The organism is Caballeronia sp. INML2 (assembly GCF_023631365.1).
GTDB lineage: Bacteria > Pseudomonadota > Gammaproteobacteria > Burkholderiales > Burkholderiaceae > Caballeronia > Caballeronia turbans.
Genome location: NZ_JALQDH010000035.1, coordinates 81,620 through 101,961, shown reverse-complemented (window position 1 = coordinate 101,961; position 20,342 = coordinate 81,620). Strand labels below are relative to the sequence as shown.

Annotated in this window: 14 protein-coding genes and 1 tRNA gene; all 15 read left to right on the top strand. The window is 60.5% G+C overall.

The window, feature by feature from the left end:
* Nucleotides 1-1,185, top strand: a 1,185-nt coding sequence (gene tuf / locus NCT32_RS12825; RefSeq protein ID WP_250477167.1) for an elongation factor Tu, incomplete at its 5' end; no start/stop codon positions are given.
* Nucleotides 1,186-1,252: 67 nt separating this feature from the next.
* Nucleotides 1,253-1,328, top strand: a tRNA-Trp gene (locus NCT32_RS12820).
* A 34-nt stretch (nucleotides 1,329-1,362) separates the two neighbouring features.
* Nucleotides 1,363-1,743: a preprotein translocase subunit SecE gene (secE, locus tag NCT32_RS12815; protein WP_008343790.1), complete on the top strand. Its 381-nt coding sequence runs from the start codon at nucleotides 1,363-1,365 to the stop codon at nucleotides 1,741-1,743.
* A 1-nt stretch (nucleotide 1,744) separates the two neighbouring features.
* Entirely contained in the window at nucleotides 1,745-2,302 is a 558-nt protein-coding gene (gene nusG, locus NCT32_RS12810) for a transcription termination/antitermination protein NusG (protein WP_061120232.1), read from the top strand.
* Nucleotides 2,303-2,448: 146 nt separating this feature from the next.
* On the top strand, nucleotides 2,449-2,880 hold the full coding sequence (gene rplK, locus NCT32_RS12805; protein WP_008343796.1) for a 50S ribosomal protein L11: 432 nt from the start codon (nucleotides 2,449-2,451) through the stop codon (nucleotides 2,878-2,880).
* On the top strand, nucleotides 2,881-3,579 hold the full coding sequence (rplA, locus tag NCT32_RS12800; RefSeq protein WP_061120231.1) for a 50S ribosomal protein L1: 699 nt from the start codon (nucleotides 2,881-2,883) through the stop codon (nucleotides 3,577-3,579).
* Between the two features lie 302 nt (nucleotides 3,580-3,881).
* Nucleotides 3,882-4,379: a 50S ribosomal protein L10 gene (gene rplJ, locus NCT32_RS12795; RefSeq protein ID WP_061120230.1), complete on the top strand. Its 498-nt coding sequence runs from the start codon at nucleotides 3,882-3,884 to the stop codon at nucleotides 4,377-4,379.
* A gap of 83 nt (nucleotides 4,380-4,462) precedes the next feature.
* Nucleotides 4,463-4,837, top strand: coding sequence for a 50S ribosomal protein L7/L12 (gene rplL, locus NCT32_RS12790; protein ID WP_014192486.1), 375 nt, complete (start codon nucleotides 4,463-4,465; stop codon nucleotides 4,835-4,837).
* A 367-nt stretch (nucleotides 4,838-5,204) separates the two neighbouring features.
* The gene (gene rpoB / locus NCT32_RS12785; RefSeq protein ID WP_061120229.1) at nucleotides 5,205-9,311 is read left to right on the top strand and encodes a DNA-directed RNA polymerase subunit beta; all 4,107 of its coding nucleotides are present in this window, start codon (nucleotides 5,205-5,207) and stop codon (nucleotides 9,309-9,311) included.
* A 21-nt stretch (nucleotides 9,312-9,332) separates the two neighbouring features.
* Nucleotides 9,333-13,574, top strand: coding sequence for a DNA-directed RNA polymerase subunit beta' (gene rpoC / locus NCT32_RS12780; RefSeq protein ID WP_061120228.1), 4,242 nt, complete (start codon nucleotides 9,333-9,335; stop codon nucleotides 13,572-13,574).
* A 158-nt stretch (nucleotides 13,575-13,732) separates the two neighbouring features.
* Nucleotides 13,733-15,580, top strand: coding sequence for a DNA helicase RecQ (recQ, locus tag NCT32_RS12775; protein ID WP_061120227.1), 1,848 nt, complete (start codon nucleotides 13,733-13,735; stop codon nucleotides 15,578-15,580).
* 217 nt (nucleotides 15,581-15,797) lie between these two features.
* Nucleotides 15,798-16,178: a 30S ribosomal protein S12 gene (gene rpsL / locus NCT32_RS12770; RefSeq protein ID WP_006998493.1), complete on the top strand. Its 381-nt coding sequence runs from the start codon at nucleotides 15,798-15,800 to the stop codon at nucleotides 16,176-16,178.
* Nucleotides 16,179-16,366: 188 nt separating this feature from the next.
* Nucleotides 16,367-16,837, top strand: coding sequence for a 30S ribosomal protein S7 (gene rpsG / locus NCT32_RS12765; protein WP_006053291.1), 471 nt, complete (start codon nucleotides 16,367-16,369; stop codon nucleotides 16,835-16,837).
* Nucleotides 16,838-16,955: 118 nt separating this feature from the next.
* Nucleotides 16,956-19,058, top strand: coding sequence for an elongation factor G (gene fusA / locus NCT32_RS12760; protein ID WP_061120226.1), 2,103 nt, complete (start codon nucleotides 16,956-16,958; stop codon nucleotides 19,056-19,058).
* A 54-nt stretch (nucleotides 19,059-19,112) separates the two neighbouring features.
* Nucleotides 19,113-20,303 carry an elongation factor Tu gene (gene tuf, locus NCT32_RS12755; protein WP_061120225.1) on the top strand — a complete coding sequence of 397 codons (1,191 nt, stop codon included), beginning with the start codon at nucleotides 19,113-19,115 and terminating at the stop codon, nucleotides 20,301-20,303.
* Nucleotides 20,304-20,342: the final 39 nt, after the last annotated feature.

The following is a 20,342-nucleotide window of genomic DNA, read 5'->3' as shown; positions in this document are numbered from 1 at the left end:
AAAGGTAAATTCGAGCGGACCAAGCCGCACGTGAACGTGGGTACGATCGGTCACGTTGACCACGGCAAGACCACGCTGACGGCAGCGATCACGACGGTTCTCACGCAGAAGTTCGGCGGCGAGGCGAAGGCGTACGACCAGATCGACGCGGCGCCGGAAGAAAAGGCGCGTGGTATCACGATCAACACCGCGCACGTCGAGTACGAAACGGCTAACCGCCACTACGCACACGTCGACTGCCCGGGCCACGCTGACTATGTGAAGAACATGATCACGGGCGCGGCGCAGATGGACGGCGCCATCCTGGTGTGCTCGGCCGCTGACGGCCCGATGCCGCAAACGCGTGAGCACATCCTGCTGGCCCGTCAGGTTGGCGTGCCGTACATCATCGTGTTCCTGAACAAGTGCGACATGGTGGACGACGCCGAGCTGCTCGAACTCGTCGAAATGGAAGTGCGTGAGCTTCTGTCGAAGTACGACTTCCCGGGCGACGACACCCCGATCATCAAGGGTTCGGCCAAGCTGGCGCTGGAAGGCGACAAGGGCGAGCTGGGCGAAGTGGCGATCATGAACCTGGCCGACGCGCTGGATTCGTACATCCCGACGCCGGAGCGCGCAGTTGACGGTTCGTTCCTGATGCCGGTGGAAGACGTGTTCTCGATCTCGGGTCGCGGCACGGTGGTGACGGGCCGCGTCGAGCGCGGTGTGGTCAAGGTCGGCGAGGAAATCGAAATCGTCGGTATCAAGCCGACGGTGAAGACGACCTGCACGGGCGTGGAAATGTTCCGCAAGCTGCTCGACCAAGGTCAGGCGGGCGACAACGTCGGTATCCTGCTGCGCGGCACGAAGCGTGAAGACGTGGAGCGCGGCCAGGTTCTGGCCAAGCCGGGTTCGATCACGCCGCACACGCACTTCACGGCTGAAGTGTACGTGCTGAGCAAGGACGAAGGCGGCCGTCACACGCCGTTCTTCAACAACTACCGTCCGCAGTTCTACTTCCGTACGACGGACGTGACGGGCTCGATCGAGCTGCCGAAGGACAAGGAAATGGTGATGCCGGGCGACAACGTGTCGATCACGGTCAAGCTGATCGCCCCGATCGCCATGGAAGAAGGTCTGCGCTTCGCCATCCGCGAAGGTGGCCGTACCGTCGGCGCCGGTGTCGTTGCAAAGATTATCGAGTAAGAGCCAGAGATCTTCTCGGTAATTAGCGGTTTCGGGGTCGGCGAAGTCCGCCGGCCCCAAATGGTTTAGGGGTATAGCTCAACTGGCAGAGCGTCGGTCTCCAAAACCGAAGGTTGGGGGTTCGATTCCCTCTGCCCCTGCCAAATTCTTGCGCCAAGTGGCGCTGCTTAAGGTGTTATGGCGAATCCTTCCGTCGAAACTGTAAATACTTCCGGCGACAAGTTGATGTTGGTGGCGGGCGTATTGTTGGTCTTGGCCGGGTTCGTCGGGTTCTTCTGGCTCTCAGGCCAAGAATGGTACGTCCGCGGCGCAGCGCTTGCTGTTGGTGTCATCGCGGGTGTCGCAGTCGGTCTTCTCTCTGCGCCGGGCAAAGGGTTCATTGCGTTCGCCAAAGACTCGTACAAGGAAGTCCGCAAGGTTGTCTGGCCGACTCGCAAGGAGGCTACCCAGACAACTCTAGTGGTCTTCGCGTTTGTTCTGATCATGGCCATTTTCCTTTGGCTTAGTGATAAGTCGATTGAGTGGGTGATTTTCTCGGCGATTCTGGGTTGGAAATGATATGAGCGATACTCCGGCATCCCCGAGTGGAAAGCGTTGGTATGTGGTGCACGCCTACTCCGGCATGGAGAAGAGCGTGCAACGCGCGCTTCAAGAGCGCATTGAGCGTGCAGGCATGCAAGATCAGTTCGGTCAGATTCTTGTGCCGACCGAAGAAGTCGTAGAGGTAAAAGGTGGTCATAAGTCGGTCACCGAGCGTCGTTTTTTCCCGGGCTACGTCCTGGTTGAAATGGAAATGACGGACGAAACGTGGCACCTGGTAAAGAACACGGCCAAGGTCACTGGTTTTGTCGGCGGTGCGCGCAACCGCCCAAGTCCTATCTCGCCACGTGAAGTCGAAAAGATCATGTCGCAGATGCAGGAAGGCGTCGAGAAGCCGCGGCCGAAGACGCTGTTCGAGGTAGGCGAGATGGTCCGCGTGAAGGAAGGTCCATTCACCGACTTCAATGGCAACGTCGAAGAAGTGAACTACGAAAAGTCCCGAGTCCGTGTTTCCGTCACGATTTTCGGGCGATCGACACCGGTCGAACTCGAGTTTGGCCAGGTCGAAAAGCTTTAATCGAATACATCGCGCGTGGCTTTCGGGTCATCGCGCGATTCGCGCTTACGGTCCGCGGTATGGCCGTTGAGGAGCGTCAGTAGGCGGCACCGTCGAACACGCGCTATCACTCACCGAACGCTCACGCGTTCAGCAGAGGTTTCAACATGGCAAAGAAAATTATCGGCTTTATTAAACTGCAGATTCCTGCAGGTAAAGCCAACCCGTCGCCGCCGGTCGGTCCGGCACTGGGCCAGCGCGGCCTGAACATCATGGAGTTCTGCAAGGCGTTCAACGCGCAGACTCAAGGTATGGAGCCGGGTCTGCCGGTGCCGGTCGTCATCACGGCATTCGCGGACAAGAGCTTCACCTTCATCATGAAGACGCCGCCGGCAACCGTTCTGATCAAGAAGGCAGCCGCCGTGCAAAAGGGTTCGAGCAAGCCGCACACCGACAAGGTGGGCAACATTACCCGCGCTCAAGCGGAAGAAATCGCGAAGACCAAGATGCCGGATCTTACGGCAGCTGATCTGGATGCAGCCGTGCGCACGATCGCCGGCAGCGCGCGTTCGATGGGCATCACTGTGGAGGGCGTGTAAATGGCTAAGCTTTCTAAGCGCCTTCAGGCATTCGCGACCAAGGTAGATCGTCAGAAACTGTACGCAATCGACGACGCACTGGCTCTCGTGAAAGAGTGCGCGAGCGCGAAGTTCGATGAATCGATCGACGTCGCCGTTCAGCTCGGCATCGACGCGAAGAAGTCGGACCAGGTCGTTCGTGGCTCCGTCGTTCTTCCGGCTGGTACCGGCAAGTCGGTTCGCGTGGCGGTGTTCGCTCAAGGCGACAAGGCCGAACAGGCTCGCGCAGCTGGCGCGGACGTGGTCGGCATGGAAGACCTCGCCGAGCAAGTCAAGGCTGGCAATCTGAACTTCGACGTCGTGATCGCTTCGCCGGACACGATGCGTGTCGTCGGCACGCTGGGTCAGATCCTCGGTCCGCGTGGCCTGATGCCGAACCCGAAGGTTGGCACGGTTACGCCGGATGTCGCTCAAGCGGTCAAGAACGCAAAGGCCGGTCAGGTGCAGTTCCGCGTCGACAAGGCCGGTATCATCCATGGCACGATCGGTCGCGCATCGTTCGAGCCGGCATCGCTGCGTCAGAACCTGTCGGCGCTGATCGAAGCGCTGCAAAAGGCAAAGCCGGCGACGAGCAAAGGCGTGTACCTGCGCAAGATCGCCGTGTCGAGCACGATGGGCGTTGGCGTTCGCGTGGATCAAGCAACGCTGGCACAACAGTAACAATTTCGGGCGCGATCGGCTGATCGCGCTTCAAAAAGGGCTTTGGGCGGTTGCGAGACTGCAATATCGAGTCGAGCAACCGGTTGTCAAAGACCGTTGGTGGTGGTGCAGCAGGCAGGCATTGCCTTAATTCAAGCCAACGCAGATGGCGAACCCGAAACAGTTTTGCAGTGGTTGAAGTCGGTTGTCGATCATCCTGAATGATCACCAATCGATCGAAATACTCCTAACAGTCGGACGCCGTTGTCGAACGTGGTGCATGAGGGTTGTGGCCCGAGTGCATCGAATCTGGAGGTTTAACCGTGCCACTGAACAAAGAAGATAAGCAGGCAGTCGTCGCTGAAGTCGCCGCGCAAGTCGCGAAGGCTCAGACGATGGTGCTCGCTGAGTATCGTGGGATCACGGTTGGCGATCTGACCAAGCTGCGCGCGAAAGCGCGTGAGCAACAGGTGTATCTGCGCGTGTTGAAAAACACGCTGGCGCGTCGCGCCGTGGAAGGTACGCCGTTCGCTCCGCTGGCTGAGCAGATGACCGGTCCTCTGATCTACGGCATCTCGGAAGATGCCATTGCCGCTGCCAAGGTCGTCAACGACTTCGGTAAGGGCAATGACAAGTTGATCATCAAGGCTGGTTCCTACGAAGGCAAGGTAATGGACAAGGCAGGCGTGCAAGCGCTGGCCAACATTCCGAGCCGCGAAGAACTGCTCTCCAAGCTGCTGTTCGTCATGCAAGCGCCTGTTTCCGGCTTTGCGCGCGCCCTGGCCGCGCTCGCTGAGAAGAAGCAAGGCGAAGCTGCGTAACGCACACGCTTGGGCACCAGTTGCTCAGTTAGGTATTAGCTAGATCGCTAGCTCGATCCGAATTCAATTTAGGAGTATTTCAAATGGCAATCGCAAAAGAAGACATCCTGGAAGCCGTTGGCTCGATGTCGGTTCTCGAACTGAACGAACTGGTCAAGGCGTTCGAAGAGAAGTTTGGCGTGTCGGCTGCTGCTGTCGCAGTTGCTGGCCCGGCAGGTGGCGGCGCAGCTGCTGCAGTCGAAGAGCAAACCGAGTTCACGGTCAACCTGCTCGAAGCAGGCGCGAACAAGGTTTCCGTGATCAAGGCAGTTCGTGAACTGACGGGTCTCGGCCTGAAGGAAGCGAAGGATCTGGTCGACGGCGCACCGAAGCCCATCAAGGAAGCGGTGCCCAAGGCTGCTGCTGAAGAAGCCAAGAAGAAGCTGGAAGACGCAGGCGCGAAGGCTGAAATCAAGTAAGTTTCATTGCGCTATGCGAAGGCTGGCGGTTTTCCACCGCCGGCCTTTTTGTGCTTTGTGGGGACGCAGTTTTTGTGCTTGTCGGCAAGCATGAAAGTCTCCACAGAAGCCAAAGAAAACGTTCGGAGCGGCAGATTTTTCCGATTGTTCTCTTTGTCTTCTGAAGCGACTGCAGAAGGCAAGTTTGGTCGGGTAGCGGGAAACACAGGCATCCGCTGCCGTCAGCCAGCGGTTGGTAGCGGCCAACCACCAAGCTTCTAGGCTCGCGCGTCCTCCCGGGCACGTGCGCGGGTCTCAGTCGGTGAACACCGGGCTGTGACATCGAGGTATCCCGCCTCGGTAACGCCCGCCGTGATTCGGAGATCGTATGCAATATTCCTTCACCGAGAAGAAGCGTATTCGCAAGAGTTTCGCGAAGCGCCCCATCGTTCACCAAGTTCCCTTTTTGCTGGCGACCCAGCTTGAATCATTCCAGACGTTTCTGCAAGCAGACACGTCGTCCTCGCAGCGCAAGTCGGAAGGCTTGCAGGCTGCGTTCACCTCTGTTTTCCCGATTGTCTCGCACAACGGTTTCGCGCGGCTCGAGTTCGTCAGCTACATGCTGTCATCGCCCGCATTCAACATCAAGGAATGCCAGCAGCGCGGCCTGACGTACTGCTCGGCTCTGCGCGCGAAAGTGCGTCTGGTTCTGCTCGACAAGGAGTCGCCGAGCAAGCCGGTCGTCAAGGAAGTGAAGGAACAGGAAGTGTACATGGGCGAAATTCCGCTCATGACGCCGACGGGTTCGTTCGTCATCAACGGAACGGAGCGCGTGATCGTGTCGCAGCTCCACCGTTCGCCTGGCGTGTTTTTCGAGCACGACAAGGGCAAGACGCACAGCTCCGGCAAGCTGTTGTTCTCGGCGCGCATCATTCCTTACCGCGGTTCGTGGCTCGACTTCGAATTCGACCCGAAGGACGTGCTTTACTTCCGCGTCGACCGTCGTCGCAAGATGCCGGTGACGATTCTGCTGAAAGCGATCGGCATGACGCCGGAGCAGATCCTCGCGAACTTCTTCGTGTTCGACAACTTCGGCCTGATGAGCGAAGGCGCGCAAATGGAATTTGTTCCCGAGCGCCTGCGCGGTGAAGTCGCGCGTTTCGACATCCAGGACCGCGACGGCAACGTCATTGTCACGAAGGACAAGCGGATCAACGCGAAGCATATTCGCGACCTCGAAAACGCCAAGACGAAGTTCATCTCGGTGCCGGAAGAGTACCTGCTCGGCCGCGTGCTGGCGAAGAACGTGATCGATCCGGAAACGGGCGAAGTGATCGCGAACGCCAACGAGGAAATCACCGAAACGGTTCTCGAGAAGCTGCGCGAGGCGAAGGTCAAGGACATCCAGACGCTCTACACGAACGACCTGGACCAGGGGCCGTATATCTCGTCGACGCTGCGTATCGACGAAACCGCCGACAAGATGGCCGCCCGCATCGCGATCTATCGCATGATGCGCCCGGGCGAGCCGCCGACCGAAGAAGCGGTCGAGGCGCTGTTCAACCGTCTGTTCTACAGCGAAGATGCGTACGATCTGTCGAAGGTCGGCCGTATGAAGTTCAACCGCCGTGTCGGCCGTGACGAAATCGTTGGCCCGATGACGCTGCAGGACGACGACATCCTCGCGACGATCAAGATCCTCGTCGAGTTGCGTAACGGCAAGGGCGAAGTGGACGACATCGACCACTTGGGCAATCGTCGTGTGCGTTGCGTCGGCGAGCTCGCGGAGAACCAGTTCCGTGCAGGTCTCGTGCGCGTGGAGCGCGCCGTGAAGGAACGCCTCGGCCAGGCCGAGAGCGAAAACCTGATGCCCCACGATCTGATCAACTCGAAGCCGATTTCCTCGGCGATCCGCGAGTTTTTCGGTTCGTCGCAGCTCTCGCAGTTCATGGACCAAACTAACCCGCTGTCGGAAATCACGCACAAGCGTCGTGTATCCGCACTGGGCCCGGGCGGTCTGACGCGCGAGCGCGCGGGCTTCGAAGTCCGCGACGTGCACCCGACGCACTACGGCCGGGTGTGCCCGATCGAAACGCCGGAAGGTCCGAACATCGGTCTGATCAACTCGCTCGCGCTGTATGCGCACCTGAACGAATACGGCTTCCTCGAAACGCCGTACCGCAAGGTCGTGGACAGCAAGGTGACCGACCAGATCGACTATCTGTCGGCAATCGAAGAAGGCCGTTACGTGATCGCTCAGGCGAACGCGGCAGTGGCCGACGACGGAACGCTGACCGACGAACTCGTGTCGTCGCGTGAAGCGGGCGAAACGCTGATGGTCACGCCGGATCGCATCCAGTACATGGACGTGGCGCCGTCGCAGATCGTGTCGGTGGCTGCATCGCTGATTCCGTTCCTCGAGCACGACGACGCGAACCGCGCGTTGATGGGCTCGAACATGCAGCGTCAGGCCGTGCCGTGTCTGCGTCCGGAAAAGCCGGTCGTCGGTACGGGCATCGAACGCACGGTGGCGGTCGACTCGGGTACGACCGTGCAGGCGCTGCGCGGTGGCGTGGTGGATTACGTCGACGCGGGCCGTATCGTGATTCGCGTGAACGACGATGAAGCCGTTGCCGGCGACGTCGGCGTGGACATCTACAACCTGATCAAGTACACGCGTTCGAACCAGAACACGAACATCAACCAGCGTCCGATCGCAAAGGTGGGCGACAAGGTCTCGCGCGGCGACGTGCTGGCCGACGGCGCCTCGACGGATCTGGGCGAGCTCGCGCTCGGCCAGAACATGCTGGTCGCGTTCATGCCGTGGAACGGCTACAACTTCGAAGACTCGATCCTGATCTCGGAAAAGGTCGTTGCGGACGATCGCTACACGTCGATCCACATCGAAGAACTGAACGTCGTTGCTCGCGACACGAAGCTCGGACCGGAAGAAATCACGCGCGACATTTCGAACCTCGCGGAAGTGCAGCTTGGCCGTCTCGACGAGTCGGGCATCGTGTATATCGGCGCGGAAGTCGAAGCGGGCGACGTGCTGGTCGGCAAGGTCACGCCGAAGGGCGAAACCCAGCTGACGCCGGAAGAAAAGCTGCTGCGCGCGATCTTCGGTGAGAAGGCATCGGACGTGAAGGACACGTCGCTGCGCGTGCCGTCGGGCATGAGCGGCACGGTCATCGACGTGCAGGTGTTCACGCGCGAAGGCATCACGCGGGACAAGCGCGCGCAACAGATCATCGACGATGAACTGAAGCGCTATCGCCTCGACCTGAACGACCAGCTTCGTATCGTGGAAGGCGACGCGTTCCAGCGTCTCGCGCGCATGCTGAACGGCAAGGTCGCGAACGGCGGTCCGAAGAAGCTCGCGAAGGGCACGAAGATCGACCTCGCTTACCTCGAAGATCTCGACCACTACCACTGGTTCGACATCCGTCTCGCGGACGAAGAAGCAGCGGCACAACTGGAAGCGATCAAGGACTCGATCGAGCAAAAGCGTCACCAGTTCGACCTCGCGTTCGAAGAGAAGCGCAAGAAGCTCACGCAAGGCGACGAACTGCCGCCGGGCGTGCTGAAGATGGTCAAGGTGTATCTCGCCGTTAAGCGTCGCCTGCAGCCTGGCGACAAGATGGCGGGTCGTCACGGTAACAAGGGTGTCGTGTCGAAGATCGTGCCGATCGAAGACATGCCGTACATGGCCGATGGCCGTCCGGCCGACGTCGTGCTGAATCCGCTCGGCGTGCCGTCGCGGATGAACGTGGGTCAGATTCTCGAAGTGCATCTGGGCTGGGCCGCGAAGGGTCTCGGCTGGCGTATCGGCGAAATGATGCAGCGTCAGGCGAAGGTCGAAGAACTGCGTCAGTTCCTAACGCAGATCTACAACGAGTCGGGCCGCAAGGAAGAGCTGGAAAGCTTCTCCGACGACGAGATCGTCGAACTGGCGAAGAACCTGCGCGAGGGCGTGCCGTTCGCGACGCCGGTGTTCGACGGTGCGACGGAAGACGAAATGTCGCGCGCGCTGGATCTGGCCTACCCGGACGAGATCGCAACGAACCTCGGCATGACGCCGTCGAAGAACCAGGTCACGCTGTACGACGGCCGCACCGGCGAGGCATTCGAGCGCACGGTCACGGTCGGCTACATGCACTACCTGAAGCTGCACCACCTGGTCGATGACAAGATGCACGCACGTTCGACCGGTCCGTACTCGCTCGTCACGCAGCAGCCGCTGGGTGGTAAGGCACAGTTCGGTGGTCAGCGCTTCGGTGAGATGGAAGTGTGGGCGCTCGAGGCGTATGGCGCGTCGTACGTGCTACAGGAAATGCTGACGGTCAAGTCGGACGACGTGACGGGCCGGACGAAGGTTTATGAGAACCTCGTCAAGGGCGATCACGTGATCGACGCGGGCATGCCGGAATCCTTCAATGTGCTGGTGAAGGAAATCCGCTCGCTCGGTATTGATATCGATCTGGACCGCAATTAATCGGACTACGGAGAGAAAGCAATGAAAGCTCTGCTCGATCTATTCAAGCAAGTCCAACAAGAAGAAGTTTTTGATGCGATCAAGATCGGCCTCGCGTCGCCCGACAAGATTCGTTCTTGGTCGTTCGGCGAAGTGAAGAAGCCTGAGACCATCAACTACCGCACGTTCAAGCCGGAGCGGGATGGTCTGTTCTGCGCGAAGATTTTTGGTCCGATCAAGGACTACGAATGCCTTTGCGGCAAGTACAAGCGCCTGAAGCACCGCGGCGTGATCTGCGAGAAGTGCGGCGTCGAAGTGACGCTGGCGAAGGTGCGTCGTGAGCGGATGGGCCACATCGAACTGGCCTCGCCGGTTGCGCACATCTGGTTCCTGAAGTCGTTGCCGTCGCGTCTGGGCATGGTGCTCGACATGACGCTGCGCGACATCGAGCGCGTGCTGTACTTCGAAGCCTATGTGGTGATCGATCCGGGCATGACGCCGCTGAAAGCGCGGCAGATCATGACGGAAGAGGATTACTACAACAAGGTCGAAGAGTACGGTGACGAATTCCGTGCCGAAATGGGTGCGGAAGGCGTTCGCGAGCTGCTGCGCGCGATCAACATCGACGAACAGGTCGAAATGCTGCGCACCGAACTCAAGAACACGGGTTCGGAAGCGAAGATCAAGAAGTACGCGAAGCGCCTGAAGGTGCTCGAGGCTTTCCAACGCTCGGGCATCAAGCCTGACTGGATGGTGCTCGAAGTGCTGCCGGTGCTGCCGCCGGAACTGCGTCCGCTGGTGCCGCTGGATGGCGGCCGTTTCGCGACGTCGGATCTGAACGACCTGTATCGCCGCGTGATCAACCGTAACAACCGGTTGAAGCGTCTGCTCGAACTGAAGGCGCCTGAAATCATCGTCCGCAACGAAAAGCGGATGCTGCAGGAAGCCGTCGATTCGCTGCTCGACAACGGCCGTCGCGGCAAGGCGATGACCGGCGCGAACAAGCGTCCGCTGAAGTCGCTCGCCGACATGATCAAGGGTAAGGGCGGTCGTTTCCGTCAGAACCTGCTCGGTAAGCGCGTCGACTACTCCGGCCGTTCGGTGATCGTGGTGGGTCCGACGCTCAAGCTGCATCAGTGCGGTCTGCCGAAGCTGATGGCGCTCGAACTGTTCAAGCCTTTCATCTTCAACAAGCTGGAAGTGATGGGCGTCGCGACGACCATCAAGGCCGCGAAGAAGGAAGTCGAGAACCAGACGCCGGTGGTGTGGGACATCCTCGAAGAGGTGATCCGCGAGCATCCGGTGATGCTGAACCGTGCGCCTACGCTTCACCGTCTCGGTATTCAGGCGTTCGAGCCCGTGCTGATCGAAGGCAAGGCGATTCAGCTGCACCCGCTCGTCTGCGCGGCGTTCAACGCCGACTTCGACGGTGACCAGATGGCCGTTCACGTGCCGCTGTCGCTCGAAGCGCAGATGGAAGCGCGCACGCTGATGCTGGCGTCGAACAACGTCCTGTTCCCGGCGAACGGCGATCCGTCGATCGTGCCGTCGCAGGATATCGTGCTGGGCCTTTACTACGCGTCGCGTGAAGCGATCAACGGCAAGGGCGAAGGCATGACGTTCACGGGCGTGTCGGAGGTGATCCGCGCGTACGAAAACAAGGAAGTCGAGCTGGCTTCGCGCGTCAACGTGCGTATCACCGAAATGGTGGCGAACGAGGACACGAGCGAAGGCGCGCCGGCGTTCGTGCCGAAGATCTCGCTGTACGCGACCACGGTCGGCCGTTCGATCCTGTCGGAGATTCTGCCGCCGGGTCTGCCGTTCTCGGTGCTGAACAAGCCGCTGAAGAAGAAGGAAATCTCGCGCCTGATCAACACGGCGTTCCGCAAGTGCGGTCTGCGCGAGACGGTGATCTTCGCCGACCAGCTGATGCAGATGGGCTTCCGCCTCGCAACGCGCGCCGGTATCTCGATCTGCGTGGACGACATGCTCGTGCCGCCGCAGAAAGAGACGATCGTCGGCGACGCTGCGAAGAAGGTGAAGGAGTACGACCGTCAGTACATGTCGGGTCTCGTCACCGCGCAGGAACGCTATAACAACGTGGTCGACATCTGGTCGGCGACGTCGGAAAGCGTCGGCAAGGCGATGATGGAGCAGCTCGCGACGGAACCCGTCACCGACCGTGACGGCAACGAAACGAAGCAGGAGTCGTTCAACTCCATCTACATGATGGCCGACTCGGGCGCTCGTGGTTCCGCGGTGCAGATTCGTCAGCTCGCGGGTATGCGCGGCCTGATGGCGAAGCCGGACGGCTCGATTATCGAGACGCCGATCACCGCGAACTTCCGCGAAGGTCTGAACGTGTTGCAGTACTTCATCTCGACGCACGGCGCTCGTAAGGGTCTGGCGGATACGGCACTGAAGACTGCGAACTCGGGCTACCTGACGCGTCGTCTCGTCGATGTGACGCAGGACTTGGTCGTCGTCGAAGACGATTGCGGCACCTCGAACGGCGTGGCGATGAAGGCGTTGGTCGAAGGCGGTGAAGTCGTCGAAGCGCTGCGTGACCGTATTCTCGGTCGTGTCGCGGTGGCGGACGTCGTCAATCCGGAAACGCAGGAAACGCTGTACGCGTCGGGCGATCTGCTCGACGAAGACGCGGTCGAGGAAATCGAACGCCTCGGCATCGACGAAGTGCGCGTGCGCACGCCGCTGACCTGCGAAACGCGCTATGGCCTGTGCGCCGCGTGCTACGGCCGTGACCTCGGCCGCGGTTCGCGCGTGAACGTCGGTGAGGCAGTGGGCGTGATCGCTGCGCAGTCGATCGGTGAGCCGGGCACGCAGCTGACGATGCGTACGTTCCACATCGGTGGTGCGGCATCGCGTGCGGCGGTTGCTTCGACGGTCGAAGCGAAGTCGAACGGTACGGTGCGCTTCACGGCGACGATGCGTTACGTCACCAACGCGAAGGGCGAGCAGGTCGTCATCTCGCGTTCGGGCGAGGCGATCATCGCGGACGACTTCGGTCGCGAGCGTGAGCGTCACAAGGTTCCGTACGGCGCGACGCTGCTGCAACTCGACGGCGCGCAGATCAAGGCCGGTGCGCAACTGGCTCAATGGGATCCGCTGACGCGTCCGATCATCACCGAGTGGGGCGGTACGGTGAAGTTCGAAAACGTCGAGGAAGGCGTGACCGTTGCGAAGCAGATCGACGACGTGACTGGTCTTTCGACCCTGGTCGTGATCGACGTGAAGCGTCGCGGCTCGCAAGCGTCGAAGAGCGTGCGCCCGCAGGTGAAACTGCTCGACGCGAACGGCGAGGAAGTGAAGATCCCGAACACCGAGCATTCGGTGCAGATCGGCTTCCAGGTCGGCGCACTGATCACCGTGAAGGATGGTCAGCAAGTGCAGGTCGGTGAAGTGCTGGCGCGTATCCCGGTTGAAGCGCAGAAGACGCGTGACATTACCGGTGGTCTGCCGCGCGTGGCCGAACTGTTCGAAGCGCGCTCGCCGAAGGACGCGGGTATTCTCGCGGAAGTCACGGGCACGACGTCGTTCGGTAAGGACACGAAGGGCAAGCAGCGTCTCGTCATCACGGATCTCGAGGGCAATCAGCACGAGTTCCTGATCGCGAAGGAAAAGCAGGTGCTGGTGCACGATGGTCAGGTCGTCAACAAGGGCGAAATGATCGTCGACGGTCCTGCCGATCCGCACGACATCCTGCGTCTGCAGGGTATCGAGGCGTTGTCGCGCTACATCGTGGACGAAGTGCAGGACGTGTACCGTCTGCAGGGCGTGAAGATCAACGACAAGCACATCGAAGTGATCGTGCGTCAGATGCTGCGTCGTGTGCAGATCGTCGACAACGGCGATACGCGCTTCATTCCGGGCGAGCAGGTCGAACGTTCGGACATGCTGGACGAGAACGACAAGATGATCGCGGAAGACAAGCGTCCGGCGACGTACGACAACGTGCTGCTCGGTATCACGAAGGCATCGCTGTCGACCGACTCGTTCATCTCGGCGGCATCGTTCCAGGAAACGACCCGCGTGCTGACCGAAGCGGCGATCATGGGCAAGCGCGATGATCTGCGTGGCCTGAAGGAAAACGTGATCGTCGGCCGTCTGATTCCGGCTGGTACGGGTCTCGCGTTCCACAAGGCACGCAAGGCGAAGGAGTCGTCGGATCGCGAGCGTTTCGACCAGATCGCGGCCGAAGAGGCATTCGACTTTGGTACGCCGGAAACCCCGGCAGCGGAGCAGCAGCCGCATACCAACGAGTAAGCGTCTTTCGCTGTAGTAGCCACGAACCGCTCAGCTTCGGCTGAGCGGTTTTTTTTTGCCTCTGCCATTCGGCTAACAACATATTCCTGCGCCTCGGCGCGCGCGGATGCGTTGGTAGAATTCGTTATCTCTCACGTTGCAGTGCACATCCCTCTTCCATGGCTCGGTCGCTCGAAATACTCAACGAAATCTTCGGCTATCCCGCATTTCGCGGACAACAGGCGGAGATCGTCGAGCATGTCGCGAACGGCGGCGATTCGCTCGTGCTGATGCCGACGGGCGGCGGCAAGTCGCTGTGCTACCAGATTCCCTCGCTCGTGCGCAGCGAGGCCGGGCTCGGCGCGGGTATCGTGGTGTCGCCATTGATCGCGCTGATGCAGGACCAGGTCGCGGCTCTGACGGAAGTCGGCGTGCGCGCCGCATATCTGAATTCGACTTTGTCGGGCGCGGAGGCCGCGGCCACCGAGCGGGCGCTGCGCGAAGGCGACATCGATCTCCTTTACGTCGCACCCGAACGCCTGATGACGCCGCGCTTTCTCGAACTGCTCGAGCGCGCGCGCGTCGGACTTTTCGCCATCGACGAAGCGCATTGCGTGTCGCAATGGGGGCACGATTTCCGTCCTGAGTACATCCAGCTTTCCGTGCTGCACGAGCGGTTTCCGGATGTGCCGCGGATCGCGCTCACCGCGACTGCCGATGCGATCACGCGCGATGAGATCGTCCATCGGCTCGCGCTGGACGATGCGCGCATATTCGTTTCCAGCTTCGATCGGCCGAACATTCGCTATCGGATCGTCGAGAAGGACAACGCGCGTTCGCAACTGCTCGATTTCATCCGCGCCGAGCATACGAACAAGGACGGCACGACCGATGCGGGCGTCGTGTATTGCCTGTCGCGGCGGAAAGTCGAAGAAACCGCGGACTGGCTGAAAGGCCAGGGCATCCGCGCGCTGCCTTACCACGCGGGCATGGAGTTCGAGACGCGCCAGAAGCATCAGGAGATGTTTCAGCGCGAGGAAGGCATCGTCATGTGCGCGACGATCGCGTTCGGCATGGGCATCGATAAACCGGATGTCCGCTTCGTCGCGCATCTGGATTTGCCCAAGAGCGTCGAAGGCTATTACCAGGAGACGGGCCGCGCCGGCCGCGACGGTCTGCCGGCGAACGCATGGATGGCGTACGGGCTGGGCGACGTCGTGCAACAGCGCAAGATGATCGACGAATCCGAGGCTGACGACGCACACAAGCGCGTGCAGAGCGGCAAGCTCGATGCCTTGCTGGGTCTGTGTGAGGCGGCGTCCTGTCGTCGCGTGCGCCTCCTCGCGTATTTTGGCGAGACGAGCAAGCCGTGCGGCAACTGCGATACATGTCTCGAGCCGCCCGCGTCATTCGATGCCACCCGCGAAGCGCAAATGGCGCTGTCGTGCGTGTATCGTGCGCAGAAAGCGAGCGGGTTCCATTTCGGCGCGGGCCATCTCATCGACATCCTTCGTGGTACCCGCAGTGAGAAAGTCCTGCAGCGCGGACACGAGAAGATATCGACCTTCGGCGTCGGCGCCGCGCTCTCCGAACCCGAATGGCGCGCCGTGTTCCGGCAACTCGTCGCGTTCGGCTATCTCGCTGTCGATCACGACGGTTTCGGCGCGCTCGTGCTGACCGACGCCAGCAAGCCCGTGCTGAAGGGCGAAGAGCAAGTCACGCTGCGCAAGTATGTGAAGCCGACTCGGGCGCGCCAGTCCTCCAGCCGTACTGGTGAACGCGCGGATCCGACCGCCGGCATGTCGGCACGCGAAAGGGCGCGTTGGGAGCGCCTGCGCGCCTGGCGCGCAGAGACCGCGAAGAGCGACGGCGTGCCGGCCTACGTCATCTTCCACGATGCCACGCTCGCCGAGATCGTCCGCAGCGATCCCGACACGATCGACGATCTGCGCCACATTCCCGGGATCGGCGTGCGCAAGTTGGAGCGCTTCGGCGACGAATTGCTCGCCGTTGTCGGCTCCGACTGATGTCTGGCTTGCGAAAAGCCTCGAAATCATCGCAACCTATTGACCCGATTGCGATTTTCGGAATATCATGCTTGGTTCTCGTTCGCGGTCCGACTTTGGGCCTGGCTCAGCGCCGGGTGTGAATGGCGGAATTCATCGGCGAGATAGTCAAACGCGTAGCTCTTTTCGCTTTGCCCGAAAGAGTTTCGCGGATTTTGTTCATTTTTAGGATTAAACAATGCCAACCATCAATCAACTGGTTCGCAAAGGCCGCGCGTCGGAAACGACGAAAAGCAAGTCGCCGGCCCTGCAGGACTGCCCTCAGCGTCGTGGCGTGTGCACTCGCGTGTACACCACGACGCCGAAGAAGCCGAACTCGGCACTCCGTAAAGTCGCCAAGGTTCGTCTGACGAACGGCTTCGAAGTCATTTCGTACATCGGCGGTGAAGGCCACAACCTGCAAGAGCACTCGGTTGTGCTGATCCGCGGCGGCCGTGTGAAGGACTTGCCGGGTGTGCGTTACCACATGGTTCGCGGCTCGCTGGATACCCAGGGCGTCAAGGATCGTAAGCAAGCTCGCTCGAAGTACGGTGCGAAGCGCGCGAAGGCCGGCAAGTAAGTCGCGGTCGGAAGTAAGAATCAGGAATCAGGTCGCCGCAAGGCGGTTAAGGCGGTGGTGCCGGAAGCGCCGGTGCTGTCGAGTAAGTGGTCACCCGGCCAAGCTGGTTTAGTCGAATAGATGGATCGGGTTTGTTGGTGGCCGCGGAGTTGAGAATCAGCTCCAACTGAAAAAGTAAAGGAAGAATCATGCCGCGTCGTCGCGAAGTCCCCAAGCGGGAAGTGTTGCCGGATCCGAAGTTCGGTAACGTAGATGTAGCCAAGTTCATGAACGTGCTGATGCTCTCCGGCAAGAAGTCGGTTGCCGAGCGTATCGTGTACGGCGCTTTTGAACAGATCCAGACCAAGGGTGGCAAGGACCCGCTGGAAGTGTTCACGGTTGCGCTCAACAACGTGAAGCCGGTGGTCGAAGTGAAGAGCCGTCGCGTTGGTGGTGCCAACTATCAGGTTCCGGTCGAAGTGCGTCCCTCGCGTCGTATGGCATTGGCGATGCGTTGGTTGCGTGAAGCCGCGAAGAAGCGCAGCGAAAAGTCGATGGCCCTGCGCCTGGCAGGTGAACTCTCCGAAGCGGCTGAAGGCCGTGGCGGCGCGATGAAGAAGCGCGATGAAGTTCACCGCATGGCAGAGGCCAACAAGGCATTCTCGCACTTCCGTTTCTAAGCTCCCGCTCGTAGAGCAAACGGAAAAATCAGGGCGGGTGCGCTACTCCAGGCGCCTCGCCCGTTTGTGTTAGGGCGCGCTCGCATTCGCAGGCGCGTCGACCGAAAAAGGATCGAAAGTGGCTCGCAAGACACCTATCGAGCGCTACCGCAATATCGGTATCAGCGCTCACATCGACGCCGGCAAAACGACGACGACCGAGCGCATCCTGTTCTACACGGGCGTGAATCACAAGATCGGTGAAGTTCACGACGGCGCAGCAACGATGGACTGGATGGAGCAGGAGCAGGAGCGCGGCATCACCATCACGTCGGCTGCTACTACGGCCTTCTGGAAGGGCATGGGCGGCAACTATCCCGAGCACCGCATCAACATCATCGACACCCCGGGGCACGTCGACTTCACGATCGAAGTGGAGCGCTCGATGCGCGTTCTCGACGGCGCGTGCATGGTCTACTGTGCAGTGGGCGGCGTGCAGCCGCAGTCGGAAACCGTGTGGCGTCAGGCTAATAAGTACAAGGTTCCCCGTCTCGCGTTCGTCAACAAGATGGACCGTACCGGCGCGAACTTCTTCAAGGTCTACGACCAGTTGAAGAACCGCCTGAAGGCGAACCCGGTTCCCGTCGTGGTGCCGATCGGCTCGGAAGAAAACTTCAAGGGCGTGGTTGATCTCCTGAAGATGAAGGCGATCATTTGGGACGAAGCGTCCCAGGGCACGAAGTTCGACTACGTCGAGATTCCCGCTGAACTCGTCGATACGTGCAACGAGTGGCGCGAGAAGATGATCGAGTCGGCTGCCGAAGCCAGCGAAGAGCTGATGGAAAAGTATCTCGGCGGCGAAGAGCTGACCGAAGCGGAAATCGTCAAGGCGATCCGCGACCGGACGATCGCGTGCGAAATCCAGCCGATGCTCTGCGGCACCGCGTTCAAGAACAAGGGCGTGCAGCGCATGCTCGACGCTGTGATCGACTTCCTGCCGTCGCCGGTCGACATTCCGCCGGTTACGGGCGAACTCGAAAGCGGCGAGAAGGCCGAGCGCCGTGCTGCCGACGACGAGAAGTTCTCCGCGCTGGCGTTCAAGATCATGACGGACCCGTTTGTCGGTCAGCTGATCTTCTTCCGCGTGTACTCTGGCGTCGTGAATTCCGGTGACACCGTGCTGAACGCGACCAAGGACAAGAAGGAACGTCTGGGCCGTATTCTGCAGATGCACGCGAACCAGCGCGAAGAAATCAAGGAAGTGCGCGCGGGCGACATTGCGGCGGCCGTCGGCCTGAAGGAAGCGACCACCGGCGACACGCTGTGCGATCCGCAGCACCCGATCGTGCTCGAACGCATGATTTTCCCGGAGCCGGTGATTTCGCAGGCTGTGGAGCCGAAGACCAAGGCTGACCAGGAGAAGATGGGCCTGGCGCTGAACCGTCTCGCGCAGGAAGACCCGTCTTTCCGCGTTCAAACGGACGAGGAATCGGGCCAGACGATCATCTCGGGCATGGGCGAGCTCCACCTCGAAATTCTCGTCGACCGCATGAAGCGCGAGTTCAACGTGGAAGCAACGGTCGGCAAGCCGCAGGTTGCGTATCGCGAAACCATTCGCACGACGGCTGCAGATGTTGACGGCAAGTTCGTCAAGCAGTCGGGTGGTCGCGGCCAGTACGGTCACGCGGTCATCACGCTCGAGCCGAACGAGCAGGGCAAGGGCTACGAGTTCCTGGACGAGATCAAGGGCGGCGTGATTCCGCGCGAATACATCCCGGCCGTGGACAAGGGTATCCAGGAAACGCTGAAGTCGGGCGTGCTGGCGGGCTTCCCGGTGGTCGACGTGAAGGTTCACCTGACGTTCGGTTCGTATCACGACGTGGACTCGAACGAAAACGCGTTCCGCATGGCCGGCTCGATGGCCTTCAAGGAAGCAATGCGCAAGGCGAGCCCGGTCATCCTCGAACCGATGATGGCTGTGGAAGTCGAAACGCCGGAAGACTACATGGGTAACGTGATGGGCGACCTGTCGGGCCGTCGCGGTATCGTGCAGGGCATGGAAGACATGGTCGGCGGCGGCAAGATCGTCCGCGCTGAAGTGCCGCTGTCGGAAATGTTCGGCTACTCGACGTCGCTGCGTTCGCTGACACAAGGCCGCGCCACGTACACGATGGAGTTCAAGCACTACGCCGAAGCTCCGCGTAACGTCGCCGACGCGATCATCAACGCGAAAAGCAAGTAATTCGGCGCAAGCCACAAGCTTTAACCGATAACCAAACTTTGAAAGAAGGTAATCATGGCAAAAGGTAAATTCGAGCGGACCAAGCCGCACGTGAACGTGGGTACGATCGGTCACGTTGACCACGGCAAGACCACGCTGACGGCAGCGATCACGACGGTTCTCACGCAGAAGTTCGGCGGCGAGGCGAAGGCGTACGACCAGATCGACGCGGCGCCGGAAGAAAAGGCGCGTGGTATCACGATCAACACCGCGCACGTCGAGTACGAAACGGCTAACCGCCACTACGCACACGTCGACTGCCCGGGCCACGCTGACTATGTGAAGAACATGATCACGGGCGCGGCGCAGATGGACGGCGCCATCCTGGTGTGCTCGGCCGCTGACGGCCCGATGCCGCAAACGCGTGAGCACATCCTGCTGGCCCGTCAGGTTGGCGTGCCGTACATCATCGTGTTCCTGAACAAGTGCGACATGGTGGACGACGCCGAGCTGCTCGAACTCGTCGAAATGGAAGTGCGTGAGCTTCTGTCGAAGTACGACTTCCCGGGCGACGACACCCCGATCATCAAGGGTTCGGCCAAGCTGGCGCTGGAAGGCGACAAGGGCGAGCTGGGCGAAGTGGCGATCATGAACCTGGCCGACGCGCTGGATTCGTACATCCCGACGCCGGAGCGCGCAGTTGACGGTTCGTTCCTGATGCCGGTGGAAGACGTGTTCTCGATCTCGGGTCGCGGCACGGTGGTGACGGGCCGCGTCGAGCGCGGTGTGGTCAAGGTCGGCGAGGAAATCGAAATCGTCGGTATCAAGCCGACGGTGAAGACGACCTGCACGGGCGTGGAAATGTTCCGCAAGCTGCTCGACCAAGGTCAGGCGGGCGACAACGTCGGTATCCTGCTGCGCGGCACGAAGCGTGAAGACGTGGAGCGCGGCCAGGTTCTGGCCAAGCCGGGTTCGATCACGCCGCACACGCACTTCACGGCTGAAGTGTACGTGCTGAGCAAGGACGAAGGCGGCCGTCACACGCCGTTCTTCAACAACTACCGTCCGCAGTTCTACTTCCGTACGACGGACGTGACGGGCTCGATCGAGCTGCCGAAGGACAAGGAAATGGTGATGCCGGGCGACAACGTGTCGATCACGGTCAAGCTGATCGCCCCGATCGCCATGGAAGAAGGTCTGCGCTTCGCCATCCGCGAAGGTGGCCGTACCGTCGGCGCCGGTGTCGTTGCAAAGATTATCGAGTAAAATCTCCGATTCGCTCGATTTGAAGTTGCAGTACTGAAG